General features: G+C 71.4%; 12 protein-coding genes. 3 read left to right on the forward strand and 9 right to left on the reverse strand.

Going from position 1 to position 16,787, the window contains the following annotated elements; all coding sequences use genetic code 11:
* Positions 1–113: 113 nt before the first annotated feature.
* The 6 genes from serA to O3W51_RS19090 form a co-directional block, all read right to left on the reverse strand.
* Entirely contained in the window at positions 114–1,706 is a 1,593-nt protein-coding gene (serA, locus tag O3W51_RS19065) for a phosphoglycerate dehydrogenase (protein ID WP_138358740.1), read from the reverse strand.
* A gap of 235 nt (positions 1,707–1,941) precedes the next feature.
* The gene (ilvC, locus tag O3W51_RS19070) at positions 1,942–2,943 is read right to left on the reverse strand and encodes a ketol-acid reductoisomerase (protein WP_138358738.1); all 1,002 of its coding nucleotides are present in this window, start codon (positions 2,941–2,943) and stop codon (positions 1,942–1,944) included.
* A gap of 123 nt (positions 2,944–3,066) precedes the next feature.
* Positions 3,067–3,594 (reverse strand): acetolactate synthase small subunit, encoded by a 528-nt coding sequence (ilvN, locus tag O3W51_RS19075; protein WP_138358736.1) that lies wholly within the window; start codon positions 3,592–3,594, stop codon positions 3,067–3,069.
* A 31-nt stretch (positions 3,595–3,625) separates the two neighbouring features.
* On the reverse strand, positions 3,626–5,503 hold the full coding sequence (locus O3W51_RS19080) for an acetolactate synthase large subunit (protein WP_138358734.1): 1,878 nt from the start codon (positions 5,501–5,503) through the stop codon (positions 3,626–3,628).
* 197 nt (positions 5,504–5,700) lie between these two features.
* Positions 5,701–8,541 carry a putative bifunctional diguanylate cyclase/phosphodiesterase gene (locus O3W51_RS19085; protein ID WP_244809871.1) on the reverse strand — a complete coding sequence of 947 codons (2,841 nt, stop codon included), beginning with the start codon at positions 8,539–8,541 and terminating at the stop codon, positions 5,701–5,703.
* A gap of 267 nt (positions 8,542–8,808) precedes the next feature.
* Positions 8,809–9,762, reverse strand: a complete 954-nt coding sequence (locus O3W51_RS19090; RefSeq protein ID WP_138358730.1) for a 2-hydroxyacid dehydrogenase — start codon at positions 9,760–9,762, stop codon at positions 8,809–8,811.
* 87 nt (positions 9,763–9,849) lie between these two features.
* Between O3W51_RS19090 and O3W51_RS19095 the strand changes: the two genes are divergently transcribed.
* The 3 genes from O3W51_RS19095 (at position 9,850) to O3W51_RS19105 (ending at position 12,517) form a co-directional block, all read left to right on the forward strand.
* Positions 9,850–10,893 carry an aldo/keto reductase gene (locus O3W51_RS19095; RefSeq protein WP_269287029.1) on the forward strand — a complete coding sequence of 348 codons (1,044 nt, stop codon included), beginning with the start codon at positions 9,850–9,852 and terminating at the stop codon, positions 10,891–10,893.
* 248 nt (positions 10,894–11,141) lie between these two features.
* Positions 11,142–12,338, forward strand: a complete 1,197-nt coding sequence (locus O3W51_RS19100; protein WP_269287030.1) for a PQQ-dependent sugar dehydrogenase — start codon at positions 11,142–11,144, stop codon at positions 12,336–12,338.
* A 17-nt stretch (positions 12,339–12,355) separates the two neighbouring features.
* Entirely contained in the window at positions 12,356–12,517 is a 162-nt protein-coding gene (locus tag O3W51_RS19105; RefSeq protein WP_187145031.1) for a DUF6191 domain-containing protein, read from the forward strand.
* Here the strand turns inward: O3W51_RS19105 and O3W51_RS19110 are convergent.
* The 3 genes from O3W51_RS19110 to O3W51_RS19120 form a co-directional block, all read right to left on the reverse strand.
* Positions 12,498–15,593, reverse strand: a complete 3,096-nt coding sequence (locus O3W51_RS19110; protein WP_138354940.1) for a helix-turn-helix transcriptional regulator — start codon at positions 15,591–15,593, stop codon at positions 12,498–12,500. The genes O3W51_RS19105 and O3W51_RS19110 overlap by 20 nt on opposite strands.
* A 37-nt stretch (positions 15,594–15,630) precedes the next feature.
* On the reverse strand, positions 15,631–15,834 hold the full coding sequence (locus O3W51_RS19115; protein ID WP_138354939.1) for a hypothetical protein: 204 nt from the start codon (positions 15,832–15,834) through the stop codon (positions 15,631–15,633).
* A 203-nt stretch (positions 15,835–16,037) separates the two neighbouring features.
* On the reverse strand, positions 16,038–16,646 hold the full coding sequence (locus O3W51_RS19120; RefSeq protein ID WP_138354938.1) for a hypothetical protein: 609 nt from the start codon (positions 16,644–16,646) through the stop codon (positions 16,038–16,040).
* Positions 16,647–16,787: the final 141 nt, after the last annotated feature.

The raw sequence follows: 16,787 nt of genomic DNA on the forward strand, positions 1-16,787 counted from the left end.
ATTCTGTCCGCAGCGTTCAGCGTAGCGGGAGGGAATGACGAAGCCGCCCCTCATACGAGTGAAGGGCGGCTTCGTCGCTGACGTCGTGACCTCGGTCGGTCGGTGACCTGCGGTCAGTCCGTGAGGTCCACCGCGCGGGCCGACGTGGCGCCGATCTCCTCGGCGATCTCGGCCAGGGCGGCCGGCGGGATGCAGGAGTCGACGGTCAGGGCCACGAGGGCCTCGCCGCCGACGGCCGCGCGGGCGACCTGCATGCCCGCGATGTTGACGCCGGCCTCACCGAGGATGCGGCCGACCGTGCCGACGACGCCGGGGCGGTCGGTGTAGCGGAGGAAGGCCATGTGGTCGGCGAGGACCAGGTCCACGTCCTCGTCACCGACGGCGACGATCTTCTGGATGTTCTTCGGGCCGGCCAGCGTGCCGGAGACCGACACCTCCGTGCCGTCCGTCAGAGTGCCGCGCACCGTGACCATGTTGCGGTGGTCGGGCGACTCGCTCGACGTGGTCAGCCGGACCTCGACACCGCGCTCCTGGGCGAACAGCGGCGCGTTGACGTAGGAGACGGTCTCGGCGACGACGTCCTCGAAGACGCCCTTGAGCGCGGAGAGTTCGAGCACCTTCACGTCGTGCTGGGTGATCTCACCGCGGACCTCGACATCGAGGCGGGCGGCGACCTCGCCGGCCAGCGCGGTGAAGATCCGGCCGAGCTTCTCGGCGAGCGGCAGGCCCGGACGTACGTCCTCGGCGATGACGCCGCCCTGGACGTTGACCGCGTCCGGTACGAGCTCACCGGCGAGCGCGAGGCGGACGGACTTGGCGACGGCGATGCCGGCCTTCTCCTGCGCCTCGTCGGTGGAGGCGCCCAGGTGCGGGGTGGCCACCACGTTGTCGAACTGGAAGAGCGGGGAGTCGGTGCACGGCTCCTTCGCGTAGACGTCCAGGCCGGCACCCGCGACGCGGCCCTCCTTCAGGGCCGAGGCGAGCGCCTCCTCGTCCACGATCCCGCCACGCGCGGCGTTCACGATCCGGACCGACGGCTTGACCTTGTGCAGGGCCTCGTCACCGATCAGGCCGAGGGTCTCGGGGGTCTTCGGCAGGTGGACGGTGATGAAGTCGGAGACCTCCAGCAGCTCGTCCAGGCTGAGGATCTTGACACCCATCTGGGCCGCGCGAGCGGGCTGGATGTAGGGGTCGTACGCCACGATCTTCATGCCGAACGCGGACATGCGCTGGGCGACCAGCGCGCCGATGCGGCCGAGGCCGACGACGCCGAGGGTCTTCTCGGCCAGCTCCACGCCGGTGTACTTGTTCCGCTTCCACTCGCCGTTCTTCAGCGCCGAGTTGGCCGGCGCGATGTTACGGGCGGTGGCGATGAGCAGGCCGCAGGCCAGCTCGGCGGCGGTGACGATGTTCGAGGTCGGGGCGTTGACGACCATCACGCCGGCCTTGGTGGCGGCGGACACGTCGACATTGTCCAGACCGACGCCCGCGCGGGCGACGACTCGCAGCTTGGGCGCGGCGGCGATGGCTTCCGCATCCACCTTGGTGGCGCTGCGGACCAGGATGGCGTCGGCATCCTTGATCGCGGAGAGCAACTCACCCCGGTCGGCGCCGTTGCAGTGCCGGATGTCGAAATCCGGCCCCAGTGCGTCGACAGTGGCAGGCGACAGCTCTTCGGCGATGAGTACGACAGGCTTCTGGCTCACGTGGTCCTCACTTGTCCTTCGTGGGCGGCCGGTCCCGCGGACGCTCCAGGGAGGGAGGGGATGGCATGCCGCGTGGAAGACGCACGACGCTGTGAGCCTGACGCGCTTTGTAGTTGCAGTGTATCGGCGCCGCCGAGCGCGACTTGTGCCTTGGTGGAAGGATCACCCGCACGTGGCTGTACGCCGTGGACAAGGTACGGGGCGGCCACTGCGACCGCCCCGCACCCGATGAGGCTCACGCCTCGTCGTCGACCCAGCTCATGAGCTTGCGGAGCTTCTTGCCGGTGGTCTCCAGCAGGTGGTCCTGGTCGGCCTTCTTGTACTCGTTGTACTTCGGCAGACCGGCCTCGTACTCGGCCATCCAGTTCTTGGCGAAGGTGCCGTCCTGGATCTCGGCGAGGACCTTCTTCATCTCGACCTTGGTCTGGTCGTTGATGATGCGGGGGCCGGTGATGTAGTCGCCCCACTCGGCGGTCTCGGAGACCGACCAGCGCATCTTCTCCAGGCCGCCCTCGTACATGAGGTCCACGATCAGCTTGAGCTCGTGGAGGCACTCGAAGTACGCGATCTCGGGCTGGTAGCCGGCCTCGACGAGGGTCTCGAAGCCCGCCTTGACGAGCGCGGAGGCGCCGCCGCAGAGGACCGCCTGCTCACCGAAGAGGTCGGTCTCGGTCTCCTCGGTGAAGGTGGTCTTGATGACGCCGGCGCGGGTGCCGCCGATGCCCTTCGCGTACGAGAGGGCGAGCGCGAACGCCTTGCCCGTCGCGTCCTGCTCGACACCCGCGATGCACGGGACGCCGCGGCCCTCTTCGTACTGGCGGCGGACCAGGTGGCCCGGGCCCTTCGGGGCGACCAGGGCGACGTCGACATTGGCCGGCGGCTTGATGAAGCCGTAGCGGATGTTGAGGCCGTGACCGAAGAAGAGCGCGTCGCCGTCCTTGAGGTTGTCCTTGATGGACTCCTCGTAGACCTTGCCCTGGAGCGGGTCCGGGACCAGGATCATGATCACGTCGGCCTCGGCGGCCGCCTCGGCGACGGAGACGACGCGCAGGCCCTGCTCCTCGGCCTTGACCTTGGACTTGGAACCCTCGTGCAGGCCGACGCGCACGTCGACGCCGGAGTCACGCAGCGACAGCGCGTGGGCGTGGCCCTGGCTGCCGTATCCGATGACCGCGACCTTGCGGCCCTGGATGATGGAGAGGTCGGCGTCGTCGTCGTAGAACAGCTCGGCAGCCACTTGGGATATCTCCTTGGTTCTGGTGGATTGCCCACACAGTACGTCCGGTGGGCGGAAGAAAGCTTGTCGGTCTCGCTATGCGGTACCGCGTCGCCGCCGGAGCGGCCACGCGGTGCGCTGTCACTACGCGGAGCGGTCGAGGGCCCGCAGCGAGCGGTCGGTGATGGACCGGGCGCCACGCCCTATGGCGATGGTGCCGGACTGCACCAGCTCCTTGATGCCGAAGGGTTCCAGCATCTTGAGCATCGCTTCGAGCTTGTCGGCGCCGCCGGTGGCCTCGATCGTGACGGCCTCGGGAGAGACGTCAACGGTCTTGGCGCGGAACAGCTGGACGATCTCGACGATCTTGGAACGGGACTCGTTGTCGGCCCGCACCTTCACCAGAACGAGTTCACGCTGAACGGCTCCTGCGGGCTCCAGTTCTACGATCTTCAGAACGTTGACCAGCTTGTTGAGCTGCTTGGTGACCTGCTCCAGCGGCAGCTCGTCGATCACGTTGACGACGATCGTGATGCGGGAGATCTCGGGGTGCTCCGTGGTGCCCACCGCGAGGGAGTCGATATTGAAGCCGCGGCGGGAGAACAGCGCGGTGATCCTGGCGAGGACGCCGGGCTTGTTCTCCACCAGGACGGAGAGCGTGTGCTTGGACATGTCGCTTCGTTCCTTCTCTCGGTCCTGCGCCTCAGTCTTCCTGGCCGTCGCTGAAGTCCGGGCGGACATCGCGGGCGGCCAGGATCTCGTCGTTGGAGGTACCGGCCGCGACCATCGGCCACACCATGGCGTCCTCGTGGACGATGAAGTCCACGACCACCGGGCGGTCGTTGATCGAGTTGGCCTTGGCGATGACCGCGTCCAGCTCGTCCGGGCTCTCGCAGCGCAGACCCACGCAGCCCATCGCCTCGGACAGCTTGACGAAGTCCGGGACGCGGGTGCCGCGGTTCACCGTCGAGCCGACGCCGACCGTCGAGCCGCTGTCGGAGTTGGTCTCACCGGCGTGCAGCACGGTGTTGGAGAACCGCTCGCCGTAGAAGAGGTTCTGCCACTGGCGGACCATGCCCAGGGCGCCGTTGTTGATGATGGCGACCTTGATCGGGATGTTGTTGAGCGCGCAGGTGACCAGCTCCTGGTTGGTCATCTGGAAGCAGCCGTCACCGTCGACCGCCCAGACGGTCGCGCCGGGGACGCCGGCCTTGGCGCCCATCGCCGCGGGCACCGCGTACCCCATGGTCCCGGCGCCGCCGGAGTTGAACCACGTGTTGGGCTTCTCGTACTTGATGAACTGCGCGGCCCACATCTGGTGCTGGCCGACGCCAGCCGCGAACAGGGTGCCCTCGGGGGCCAGCTGGCCGATCCGCTCGATGACCTGCTGCGGGGAGAGGCTGCCGTCGTCCGGGGTGTCGTAGCCCAGCGGGTAGGTGTCACGCCAGCGGTTGAGGTCCTTCCACCAGTCGGCGTAGTCGCCCTTGTGGCCGGCCTCGTGGTCCGCCTGGACCGCGACGATCAGGTCGGCGAGGACCTCGCGGGCGTCGCCGACGATCGGCACGTCCGCGGCGCGGTTCTTGCCGATCTCGGCGGGGTCGATGTCGGCGTGCACGATCTTCGCGAACGGGGCGAAGGTGTCGAGCCGGCCGGTGACCCGGTCGTCGAAGCGGGCGCCGAGCGCGATCAGCAGGTCGGACTTCTGCAGCGCGGTGACCGCGGTGACGTCACCGTGCATGCCGGGCATGCCGACGTGCTGCGGGTGGCTGTCGGGGAACGAGCCGAGCGCCATCAGCGTGGTGACGACCGGGGCGCCGGTCAGTTCGGCCAGGATCCGCAGCTCTGCGGTGGCGCGGGCCTTCATGACGCCGCCGCCGACGTACAGCACCGGACGCTTGGCCTCGTTGATCAGCCGGGCGGCCTCACGGATCTGCTTGGCGTGCGGCTTGGTCACCGGGCGGTAGCCCGGCAGGTCCATCTGCGGCGGCCAGGAGAAGGTCGTCTGGTTCTGCAGCGCGTCCTTGGCGATGTCGACGAGGACCGGGCCCGGACGGCCGGTGGAGGCGATGTGGAACGCCTCGGCGATCGTCCGCGGGATGTCCTCGGCCTTGGTCACCAGGAAGTTGTGCTTGGTGATCGGCATCGTGATGCCGCAGATGTCCGCCTCCTGGAAGGCGTCGGTGCCGATCGCCTTGGAGGCGACCTGGCCGGTGATCGCGACCAGCGGGACGGAGTCCATGTGGGCGTCGGCGATCGGCGTGACGAGGTTGGTGGCGCCCGGACCCGAGGTGGCCATGCACACGCCGACCCGGCCGGTGGCCTGCGCGTAGCCGGTGGCGGCGTGGCCGGCCCCCTGCTCGTGGCGGACCAGGATGTGGCGGACCTTGACGGAGTCCATCAGCGGGTCGTAGGCCGGCAGGATCGCACCGCCAGGGATACCGAATACGGTGTCGGCGCCGACCGCCTCGAGCGAACGAATGAGGGACTGCGCGCCCGTCATGCGCTCGGGAGTGGTGGGCTGCTGTCCCCCGCTGCGGGCCCGCTGCTGCGGATGGGGGGCCCCGGTGGCCTGCTCGGTCATCTGCGTTCTCTTCTCTCGAAGATGAGTTTCTTCTGGGTGCCAGGCAACAAAAAACCCCTCGTGCCGTCAGGCAAGCGAGGGGAGCGCGTCGGTGCGTTTTCCAAGGCGATGGTGGGCCTCGGTCAGCCGACGCGCTTTCCAAGTACGAGAATTCGGGTGCGCATGGACACGACCCTCCCCCTGGACCCCTCGGAGTGTCAAGCGGGTGGGACGGGCGTCTCAGCATTTGAGCGAAGGGGATCACCCGTTCCGGTGCTTCCGGTGTGCCGCACGGGCAGTGGGCCGCCGGTCAGGGCGATGGAACCATGAGGTACCGGGTAGCCGCCACGGGCCAGCGAGCCCCTCAGCCGGTGTTCGTCGAGCGGACCGGAGAAGGCCATGCCCTGGCCGTGCGTACAGCCCATGGCGCGCAACGCGATCACCTGCTCGGGCCGGTCCACCCCGTCCGCCACGGTGCGGATGCCCAGGTCCTCGGCGATCCGCAGCATGCCCGCGGTGATCTTGTGCAGCCGGGCGGACTCGACGATTCCTTCCACGAAGCTGCGGTCGATCTTGAGCAGGTCCACCGGGAGGGTGCGCAGCGCGGTCATCGCGGCGTATCCGGTGCCGAAGCCGCCCAGCGCGATCTGCACGCCGAGCCGGCGCAGCGCCGAGAGCCTGCGCTCCAGCTCCTCCAGGGAGATCCGCGGGTCGTTGTCGGTCAGTTCCAGCACCAGTCCGCCGGCGGGCAGCTCATGGCGGCTCAGCAGCGTCTCGATGTTGCCGAGCGGCAGGTCCCGGTGCATCAGCCGGCGGACGGACATCCGGACGGCCACCGGCACGGCATGGCCCGAGCCGTGCCGCAGCGCGGCCTGCTCGACCGCCTCCTGCAGCAGCCAGCGGCTCAGCTCCGCGGTGCGGTCGGTGTCCTCCGCCACCCGCAGGAACTCGGCGGGGGTGAAGAGGATGCCCTGCGCGGAGCGCCAGCGGGCCTGCGCCTCGACGGCCGCCACCCGGCCGGTCCGCAGCTCGACGACGGGCTGGTGCAGCAGGGTGAACTCCCCGTCGTGCAGGGCGTTGCGCAGCCGGGTGGCCAGCTCGGCGCGGCGCACCACGTCGGCCTGCATCTGGGGCGCGTACATCTCGACCCGGCCCTTGCCCGCCTGTTTCGCGCGGTACATCGCCAGGTCCGCGTTGCGCATGAGCTCGCTGGGCGTGATCCCCGGCTCGGCGAAGGCGACCCCGATGCTGGCCGCGACCCGCACCTCGCCGGACTCCACGCGGTACGGCTCGGAGAGCGCGGAGCGCAGCCGGTCGGCGATCTCGTGGATCTGGTACTCCCGGAGCTGCCGGTCGGCGCTCCCGCCACAGATGAGGGCGGCGAATTCATCGCCGCCCAATCGTGCCGCCGTGTCCCCGGACCGGACCGACTCCTGGAGCCGCCGGGCCGCCTGGACGAGAAGCTCGTCGCCGGCCTGGTGGCCGACCGTATCGTTGACCGCCTTGAAACCGTCGAGGTCGACGAAGAGCACCGCCGCCTCGCCGTCGCCGCTGCGCCGGCCGCCGAGGGCCCGGCTCACCCGCTCGGTGAACAGGGCCCGGTTGGGCAGATCGGTGAGCGGGTCGTGCGAGGCGTTGTGCTGGAGCTGGGCCTGCAATCGCACCCGTTCGGTCACATCGCGGCTGTTGAAGATCAGCCCGCCCTGGTAGCGGTTGACGCTGGACTCGACGTTGAGCCAGCCGCCGCCGTCCCGGCCGCGGCCGGCGCGGATCCGGCATTCGATGCGCGTAGCGGGCTCCGCGGCGGGCGAGGCGGCGAGAAACCTGCGGACCTCGTGCACCACCCGCCCCAGGTCCTCGGGATGGATGTGCGAGGCGAGCTCGGTGCCCACCATGTCCTCGGCGTCCCGCCCGTACACGCCCCGGGCCGCCGGACTCACGTAGCGCAGCACGCCGGTGGGCGCGGCGATCATGATGACGTCACTGGAGCCCTGCACCAGGGACCGGAAGTGGTTCTCCTTCTGGGCCAGTTCCTGGGTGAGGGAGATGTTGTCGAGCAGCATGATGCCCTGGCGGACGACGAGCGCGAGGACGACGGTGCAGCCGGTGAAGAGCACCACATGGTCGGTCTTCCGGCCGCTGATCACGTTGTACAGGATGCCGAGGGTGCAGACGCCCGCCGCGAGGTACGGGACGAGGGCGGCCAGCGAGCCGGCGACCTTGCGGCTGGAGTGCGCGCGGGAGCGCGGCTCCAGCCGGGCGGCGTCCCGCCGGCCCGCCCAGGGGGCGTAGGCGAGGAGCATGCTGCCGGCGAACCACCCGGCGTCCAGGATGTGGCCGGACTGGTAGTGCTCGCGCCAGAGCGGGGAGCGGAACAGCGCGTCGCACAGCACGGTCAGCGCGAGGGCGGCGATCGCGGTGTTGACCGCGACGCGGTTGGCCGGGGAGCGCCGGAAGTGCAGCGCCAGCACCATGCTGGCGAGCGCGATGTCGAGCAGCGGGTAGGCGAGCCGCAGCGCGGCCTGGGCGGCGCTGAGCCCGTTCAGGCTCGCGTCGTTGGCGAGCGCGAGGCTCCAGGCCAGGGTGAGCAGCGAGCCGCCGACGAGCCAGGCGTCCAGCGCCAGGCACACCCAGCCGGCCCGGGTGACCGGGCGCTTGGCGAGCATCAGCAGACCGATGATCGCCGGCGGGGCGAAGAGCAGGAAGAAGAAGTCGGCGATCGAGGTCTTCGGCAGCGTGCCGTCCAGCACCACCTCGTACCAGCCCCAGGTGCCGTTGCCGAGCGCCACCATCGCGGACGAGCCGGCGAACAGGAACCAGGTGGGCCGCTGGCGGCCGGCGAGGGTCCGGGCGTAGACGAACGAGGAGACACTGGCCGCGGCCGCGGCGGCGGCGAGCCCGAAGTCGCCCATGATGTCGGCGATCCAGGCCGATCCCCAGCCCACCGCGGCGCCGGTCGCGTAGCCTCCGCAGAGCACGGCGACCAGGAGTTGCGGCACGAGCGCCGCCCGGCCGGTGTGGGCGGGTGGCTGAGCGATCACCGCCCCGGTCGAGCTCACCGTGTGGTCCCGTATCGCTGTCGCGGTGCGCCGCTGCACCGCGTCAGGTCGTCTCGCCATTGGCCGTGCATCACCCGTCGCCCCCCTCGCTTGCTGACCTTTCGCGCGCCGCCGTCAACCCATGGGCATCCGTGACGCGTCCCCCGGTCGGGACGATACACCAGACTCGTCACTCAGGGACATAGTTCCTCTACACAGCGTAACCGCAAGGGAGATCACCACCACGCAGTGCAGTCACCGGGTGCCGCACGCCCTCCACCTGCGACGTCAGGTGGTGGTGACCAGGTTGCTCAGCGGCTCCCCTGTGGCGAAACGGAACAACTGTGCGCGCAGCAGCCGCTTGGCCCTCGGGAGGAACGCGGAGGTGCTGCCGCCGACGTGCGGGCTGATGAGAAGGCCCGGAGCGTGCCACAGCGGGTGTCCGGCGGGCAGCGGTTCGGGGTCCGTGACATCGAGTGCCGCACGCAGTCGTCCGGACTCCAGTTCGGCGAGCAGCGCCTTGGTGTCGACCACGGGCCCGCGCGCGACGTTCACCAGGAGTGCGCCGTCCTTCATCCGGGACAGGAACTCCGCTCCCACCAGCCCTCTGGTCGCCTCGGTCAGCGGGGTGCTGAGCACCACCACATCGGCCTCCGGCAGCAGTTCGGGCAATTCGGCGAGGGCGTGCACCGGGCCGCGCGGGGAGGGGCGCGCGGTGCGGGCGACCCGTACGACGTCGCACTCGAACGGGGTGAGCCGGTCCTCGATCGCACTGCCGATCGAGCCGTAACCGATGATCAGCACGCTCTTGTCGGCGAGCGCGGGGTAGAAGCCGTCGTGCCACTCCTCGGCGTCCTGGCCGCGGACGAAGCGCGGGATGCCGCGCAGCGAGGCGAGGGTGAGCGCGAGGGTGAGTTCCGCGGTGCTCGCCTCGTGCACCCCGCGGGCGTTGCAGAGGCGTACGCCGGGCGGCAGGTGCCCGAGATGCCCGGCGACCTGGTCGGTGCCGGCGCTCAGGGTCTGTACGACGCGGAGGCCCGTCATCCGGGGCAGCGGCCGGGCGGCGACCTCCGCCCCCTTCATGTACGGGACGACGTAGAACGCGGCGGTCGACGGGTCCGCCGGGTACGCGTCGGCGCCGTCCCAGAAGACGTAGTCCAGGTCGGTGGGCAGCGGGCCGATCTCCTCGGCCGCGATGGGCAGCCAGACCTGGGGCCGGTGGTTCAGCAACGTGTCAGCCATGGTCAGGAGGCTATGCGATGCACTGTCCGAGGGGGACGTTACCTTGGTCCACGCCCCTGTTGGGGCGCTGTGAGGAGGGCAGGCCAGGTGGAGCGCAGGACAATCGGTGCAGCAGCTCTCGAAGTGGGCGCCGTGGGCCTGGGATGCATGCCCATGAGCTGGGCGTACAGCGCTTCGCGGCAGGACGGCGAGGGGTCCCTGCGGGCGGTGCACACGGCGCTGGACAGCGGGACGTCGCTGCTGGACACGGCCGACATGTACGGGCCCTTCACCAATGAACTGCTGGTCGGGCGGGTGCTGCGGGAGCGCCGTCAGGACGTGTTCGTCTCCACCAAGTGCGGTCTGCTGGTGGGCGAGCAGCACATCGTGGCCAACGGGCGGCCCGGTTACGTCAAACGGGCCTGCGACGCGTCGCTGCGGCGGCTGCAGACCGATGTCATCGACCTGTACCAGCTGCACCGGATCGACGCGGAGGTCCCGGTCGAGGAGACCTGGGGCGCGATGGCGGAGCTGGTGGCGGCGGGCAAGGTGCGTTCGCTGGGGCTGTGCGCGGTCGGGGCGCGCGGAAACCGGCGTACCAATAAGGGGGGCGCGCGCAGCGCATCCTCAGAGGGGTGGCGGCGGGAGACGGGCGGGCGGATGCACGAGGAAACGATCCGGCAGCTGGTGCGCGCGCAGCAGGTCTTCCCGGTGAGCTGTGTGCAGGCGGAGCTGTCGGTGTGGTCCACCGAGGCGCTGGAGGCGCTCGTGCCGTGGTGCGCGGCGCGCGGCGTCGGGTTCATGGCGGCGATGCCGCTCGGCAACGGCTTCCTCACCGGCACCCTCACCCCGGGACAGGGCTTCGAGCCGGACGATCTGCGGGCCCGGCACCCCCGGTTCACGGCCGAGATGATGGCCGCCAACCAGCCGATCGTGGCGGGGCTGCGGCGGATCGCGGGACGGCACGGCGCGACTCCGGCCCAGGTCGCTCTCGCCTGGGTGCTGGGCCAGGGGCCCGCGGTGGTCCCGGTGCCGGGCACCAAGACCGAGCGCTGGGCGGCGGAGAACGCGGGGGCGGCGGCGCTGCGCCTGGAGCCGGCGGACTTCGCGGAGATCGCCGGGCTGCCCGCCGTACGGGGCTCCTGGGACTGACGGTGCGGGCTCGCCGGGCGGGCGGGAGACTGGGACGGACGGGCGGGAGAGGCGGCGGGCGACCGGGTCGCGGGGGCCGCGGGCGGACCGACGACAACCGGAGGCGGGCCATGGGAACCGCGAAGAGCCGGGCGCTGTGGGCCCGTTGTGTGCTGCAATTTCCCGGGGGTCGTCCCCGAGTCCCAGGCCGGCATCGCGGGGCGGAGCCCGGTGATGCCGCCGCGGGACACCACGAGGGAGGACCCACCGTGCACCGCCGTACCACCACCGCGACCACCGTGACCGCCGTGACGTCCGTGCTCGCCGCCGCGCTGCTCGCGGGCTGCTCCTCCCCCGACGGCGCGGTGCCGGAGCCGCCGGCCACGTCACGGCCCGCCACCTCCACCGCCGCCGCTCCCACGGCGACCGCCGAGCCGGCGGATTCCGAGTCCGCCGCTCCCGCGACCGGTACCGCCACCGTGACCGGGACCGTCGCCACCGGCCTCACCACGCCCTGGGGAGTGGCCGAACTCCCGGACGGGGCCCTGCTGGTCGCCTCCCGGAACACCGGGAAGATCCTCAGGACCGATCCGGCCACCGGGAAGACCACCGAGGTCGGCTCGGTGCCGGGGGTGGCCGGCGGGACGCCGGGCAGCGAGGGCGGGCTGCTCGGGCTCGCGATCTCCCCGTCGTTCGGCGCGGACAAGCTGGTGTACGCGTACTTCACCACCGCCGACGACAACCGCATCGCGCGCATGCTCTACGACCCGTCCCGGCCCGTCGGCCAGCAGCTGGGGGCGCCGGACACGATCCTGCGCGGCATCCCCAGCGGCACCAACCACAACGGCGGCCGGATCGCCTTCGGCCCCGACAAGATGCTCTACGCCGGGACCGGTGAGAGCGGGAACCAGCCGCTGGCCCAGGACAAGACGTCGCTGGGCGGGAAGATCCTGCGGATGACCCCGGACGGGCAGCCCGCGCACGGCAACCCCGAGGCCGACTCCGTGGTCTATTCGTACGGCCACCGCAATGTGCAGGGCCTGGCGTGGGACGCCCAGGGCAGGCTGTGGGCGGCGGAGTTCGGGCAGAACACCTGGGACGAGCTGAACCTCATCGAGCCGGGCAAGAACTACGGCTGGCCGGTCGTCGAGGGCCAGGCGCACCGCGCGGGGTACGTCGACCCCGTCGCGCAGTGGCACACCGACGATGCCTCCCCCAGCGGCATCGCCTACGCCGCCGGCTGCATCTGGATGGCCTCGCTGAAGGGCGAGCGGCTGTGGCGCATCCCGCTGGACGGCACGAAGGCCGCCGCGGCCCCGCAGGCGTTCTTCACAGGAACCTACGGGCGGCTGCGTACCGTGGTCACCGTGGAGGACGGCACCCTGCTGCTGACCACGAGCAACACGGACGGGCGGGGCACCCCCAAGCCCGGCGACGACCGCATTCTGCGGCTCAAGGTCGGCTGACAGCGGGAAGGTGCGCGATGTTCAATCCCCTCGATGAGTTGTTCACCCCGGGACGCAAGCACACCGACGACGAGCGGAACCGGCTGGCGCTGTCCCGCGAGGACACCGGCGACAACGATCCCGGACGCGGGTCGATAGACCTCGAGTCCGGGACGGTCGTCATACGGACGGAACCGTGAACAGCCGCAGCCGGTGCGCCAGTGCCGCCGCCTCGCCCCGGCCGGAGACGTTGAGCTTGGCCAGGATGTTGGAGACGTGCACGCTCGCCGTCTTCGGCGAGATGAAGAGCTCCTCGGCGATCTGACGGTTCGTCCGGCCGTCGGTGACCAGCCGCAGCACGTCGCGCTCGCGCGCCGTCAGCCCCAGCGCCTCGGCCGGGTCGGCGGGTTCGTCCGCTGCGGGGACCGCCCGCGCGCCGTCCCGTGCGTCCCTGCCGTCCGGCTCGTGCAGCGACAGCCGGGCGCGCTGGGCGAGCAGCGCGACCTCGTCGGACAGCGGGCGCGCGCCGAGCGTCCCGGCGGCCGTGTGGGCGAGCGTGAGGAGCGCGCCGGCCTCCTCGCGGCTCTCCCTGGCCTCGCGGGCCTCCCCGGTCTCGTGCCCGGTGGCCAGCAGCGCCTCGGCCCACCGGTAGCGGCTCTGGGCCAGTTCGTACGGGCGCCCCACCGGTTCGAAGGCGCGGACCACGGCGGCCCACCGTTCGGGCGCGGGCTGCCCCTCGGCGCGGGCCAGCTCGGCCTCGACGAGCAGCGCGTACGCCTCCCAGACCGGCGCGAGCCGGGGCAGCGACGCCGCGGTGGTGCGGATGCGCCTCAGGTGCGCCGCGCGGTCCTGGTCGTCGACGGTCATCCACGGCGCGTCCGCCTCGGCGGCGGCGCCGGCGGCCAGCAGCGGCCACCAGTAGCGGGACGTGCCGGGCACCAGGCCCTCGTCGAGGGCGTCGGCCAGGACCGTACGCGCCTCGTCGAAGCGCCCCCGCCGGACGGCGATCTCCAGCGTCAGGGTGCGGATCGGGATCAGGTGCTGCGGCTGGGTGTCGTGCAGAAAGCTCTCACGGGCGGACTTCGCGTACTCGTCGGCCGCCCCGGTCCGGCCTCGGCGCAGGGCGAGGAAGCCCAGGTACATCGTCTGTCCGCCGGCCGCCATCCTTCCGGACCCGTTGGTGCGGGCCCACTGGACCGCCGCCTCGCTGCGCTCCCACTGCCCGAGCGAGAACAGCGACTCGCCCTCGTTGCCGCGCAGATAGGCGCGGACGCTGCGGGTGGCGATCTCCCGGACCAGCTCGATGCCCTCGGTGGCGACCGCGATGGCGTCATGGGACCGGCCGACGCCCTCCAGGACCGAGGCGAGGTTGCCGTGGGAGCGGCCGATGAGCCCGGGCAGTCCGAGCTTGCGCGCTTCGCGGCAGACGTCCTCGGCCAGCACCAGACCGCCCTCGACGTCCCCGGAGTCGGCGTGCAGCAGCCCGAGGGTCAGCCGGGCGTTCAGTTCCGTCTCGCGGGCGCCGACCAGGCGGGCCAGGTCCACGGCCCGCTCCGCCGTGGCGATGGCCTCCTCACCGGACTTGTGGATCATCATCCAGGCGGCGGCGAAGGCGAGGACGTCGGCGTGCACGGCGGACGGCGGCAGGCCGCGCAGGAGCTCCTGGGCGCGGCCCACGTCCTCCCAGCCGTCGCCGCGGCCCAGGTCCTGGACCAGTCGCGAGCGCTGGGCCCGGAACCAGGCGGCGCGCAGCGCGTCCGTCGTGTCGTCGATCAGCCGGAGCGCGCGCTTGGCCACGGCGAAGGCGCGCTCGGGCTCACCGCTGAGCCGGGCGGACACGGTGATCTCGGCCAGCAGGTCGAGGAAGCTCAGCGGGGTGTCGGGGTGGCAGCCGCACGGCGGATAGACCTCGGCGTAGTCCGCGGGGCGCAGCTCGCCGCGGATCTCCTCGGGGGTGTCCTCCCACAGCTCCAGGGCCCGCTCCAGCAGCCGGTGCTGCTCGGCGTAGGCGTGCCGGTGCCGGGCCTCCACGGAGGCGCGCAGCACGGCGGGCAGCGCCTTGGCCGGGTCGTGCGCGTAGTACCAGTAGCTGGCCAGCCGGGCGGCCCGCTCGTCCGTGCGGACCAGGCCGGGGCCGGCCTCCAGGGCCTGGGCGTACCGGCGGTTGATCCGGCTGCGCTCACCGGGCAGCAGATCGTCGCTGACCGCCTCGCGGACCAGGGAGTGCCGGAAGCGGTAGCCGTCGCCGTCCTCGGAGGGCAGCAGGATGTTGGCGCCGACGCAGGCGCGCAGCGCCTCGATGAGGTCGTCCTCGGAGAGCCCCGCGACGGCGGCGAGCAGCGGGTACTCCACGGTGGTGCCGCCCTCGGCGACGATCCGCGCGGCGCGCTGGGCATCCTCGGACAGCGTTTCGAGCCGCACCAGCAACAGGTCGCGCAGCGAGTCGCTCAGCCCGGAGCTGCAGCCCTGCTGGATGCTGACGGCCAGTTCCTCCACGAAGAACGGGTTGCCGTCGGAGCGCTCGAAGACCCGGTCCACCATGCCGCCCTCGGGCTCGGCGGCCAGGATGCCGGTGATCTGGCAGCGGACCTCCGCGCGGCTGAACCGGGACAGCTCGATCCGGTCGACGGTGCGCAGCCGGTCCAGCTCGGCGAGGAAGGGCCGCAGCGGGTGCCTGCGGTGGATGTCGTCGGACCGGTAGGTGGCCACGATCACGAGCCGGCCGCGGTGCAGCGACCGGAAGAGGTAGGCGAGCAGCTCGCGGGTGGAGCGGTCGCCCCAGTGCAGGTCCTCCAGGACAAGGACGACGGTGCGGTCCGCGGCCAGCCGCTCCAGCAGCCGGGCGGTGAGCTCGAAGAGCCGTACCCGGCCGTCGTCGTCCTGCGAATCGCGCCCCTCGCGCGTCATCTCGCGGTGCTCGCCCAGCTCGGGCAGCAGTCGTGACAGCTCGCCGGCCTGGTTGCCGGCCGCGGCCGTCAGTTCGTCCCCGAGCTGCCGGTACAGCGAGCGCAGGGCGGTGGACACCGGTGCGAAGGGCAGGCCGTCCGCACCGATCTCCACACAGCCGCCGACGGCGGTGACCGCGCCCGACAGGGCGGCGGCCGCGAGGAATTCCTCGGTGAGGCGGGTCTTGCCGACGCCGGCCTCACCGCTGACGACCAGGCCCTGCGGCTCGCCCGCTCGGGCGCGGGCGAGCGCATCGGCGAGGCGGGTCATTTCGCTGTCGCGGCCGACGAAGACGGGGCTGACGGACTGGGTCTGCACATTGCTGAGCATCGCACGGCAGTCCGACAGCGCAGTACCGGATATCACTTCACGACGCCGCGTGGTGCCGTACGCCGCGCAGTGCGCGGCCCACCCGGCCGGCGTCCGTGTTCACCCGCCCCTCGCGGCGTGCCGCGCGCTGCGCCTGGCGCTCGCTCCGGCGGACGGCGATGACCGCGCGGGCCTGGTTCTCGTCCCGCGCCCGGCGCTGGAGTTCGGTGGCGCGGACCTTGTGGAGTTCGAGCTCGTACATGGTGTGTTCCCCTTGGCTGTGCGGCTTGTTCCGCTGGGACAAGCCTCGTCCCCAAGGGGGGTGCGCCACATCGGGCAGCTGCCCGAACTCCGGTCGCCGGGGGTACTTAGGCCCGGTGCCTTACCAGCACGGGGGGCCTTAGTTCACTGCTGAGGGGTTCACAGCTGAGGGGTTCACCACTGAGGAGTTCTCTGCTGAGGCGTTCACTGCTGAGGCGTGGCGGCGACCACCGGCAGGTCGGTGAAGACGTCGAACCACATGACGCCGGCGATCAGCAGGCCGAGGACGCCGAGGATCAGACCGCCCCACGCGAGCGCCTGGCTCCAGTGGTTCCCGGCCGCGGCGGGCCGGCCCGGACGGAACAGGACGACGGCGGCGACCAGGATGGCGACCAGGGCGAAGATGCCGTTGAAGAGCGCCACGGTGTGCCAGGGGGTGCCGTAGCCGGCGGCGAGCTGGGCGTGCACCGAGCCGCCCGAGGTCTTGATCTGGCCGATCAGCTGCTCGCGGTCCTTCATGAGGTCGCCGATCCAGGTGCCGGTGAGCGACGAGATGCCCAGCCCGACCGCGACGACCGAGCCCGCGGCGGCCAGCACACCGGTCGCGCCCTGCGTTCCGGCCGGCTCGTCGTCGAGGTCGTCCTCGTCGAAGCCGTCCTCGTCGCGTGCGTCCGGTTCGGTGCTGCCCTGCGCCGGGACGGCCGCGTCCCGGTCGTCCGCCGCGGTGGCCGTGGAGTCCGTGCTCTCCGTGCTGTCCTTGGTCTCCGGGTCGGTGACGGCCTTGTCCAGTGCGTCGGTCTTCGTGGTGTCCATGGGACGAAACCGTAGGTTCCGTTTCTGAGAGGAGCCTGAGAGCTCGCTGAGTGCGATCCCCGTGTTACGGCCCGGCAACTGCGCTTGACCTGCCCGAGTCGTGCGCGGCAACCTGAACTCCCCCTGGCCGCAATGTTTTCC

Origin of the sequence: Streptomyces sp. H39-C1, from assembly GCF_027158125.1 — a bacterium.
In the GTDB taxonomy this organism is placed as follows: Bacteria; Actinomycetota; Actinomycetes; order Streptomycetales; family Streptomycetaceae; genus Actinacidiphila; species Actinacidiphila fildesensis.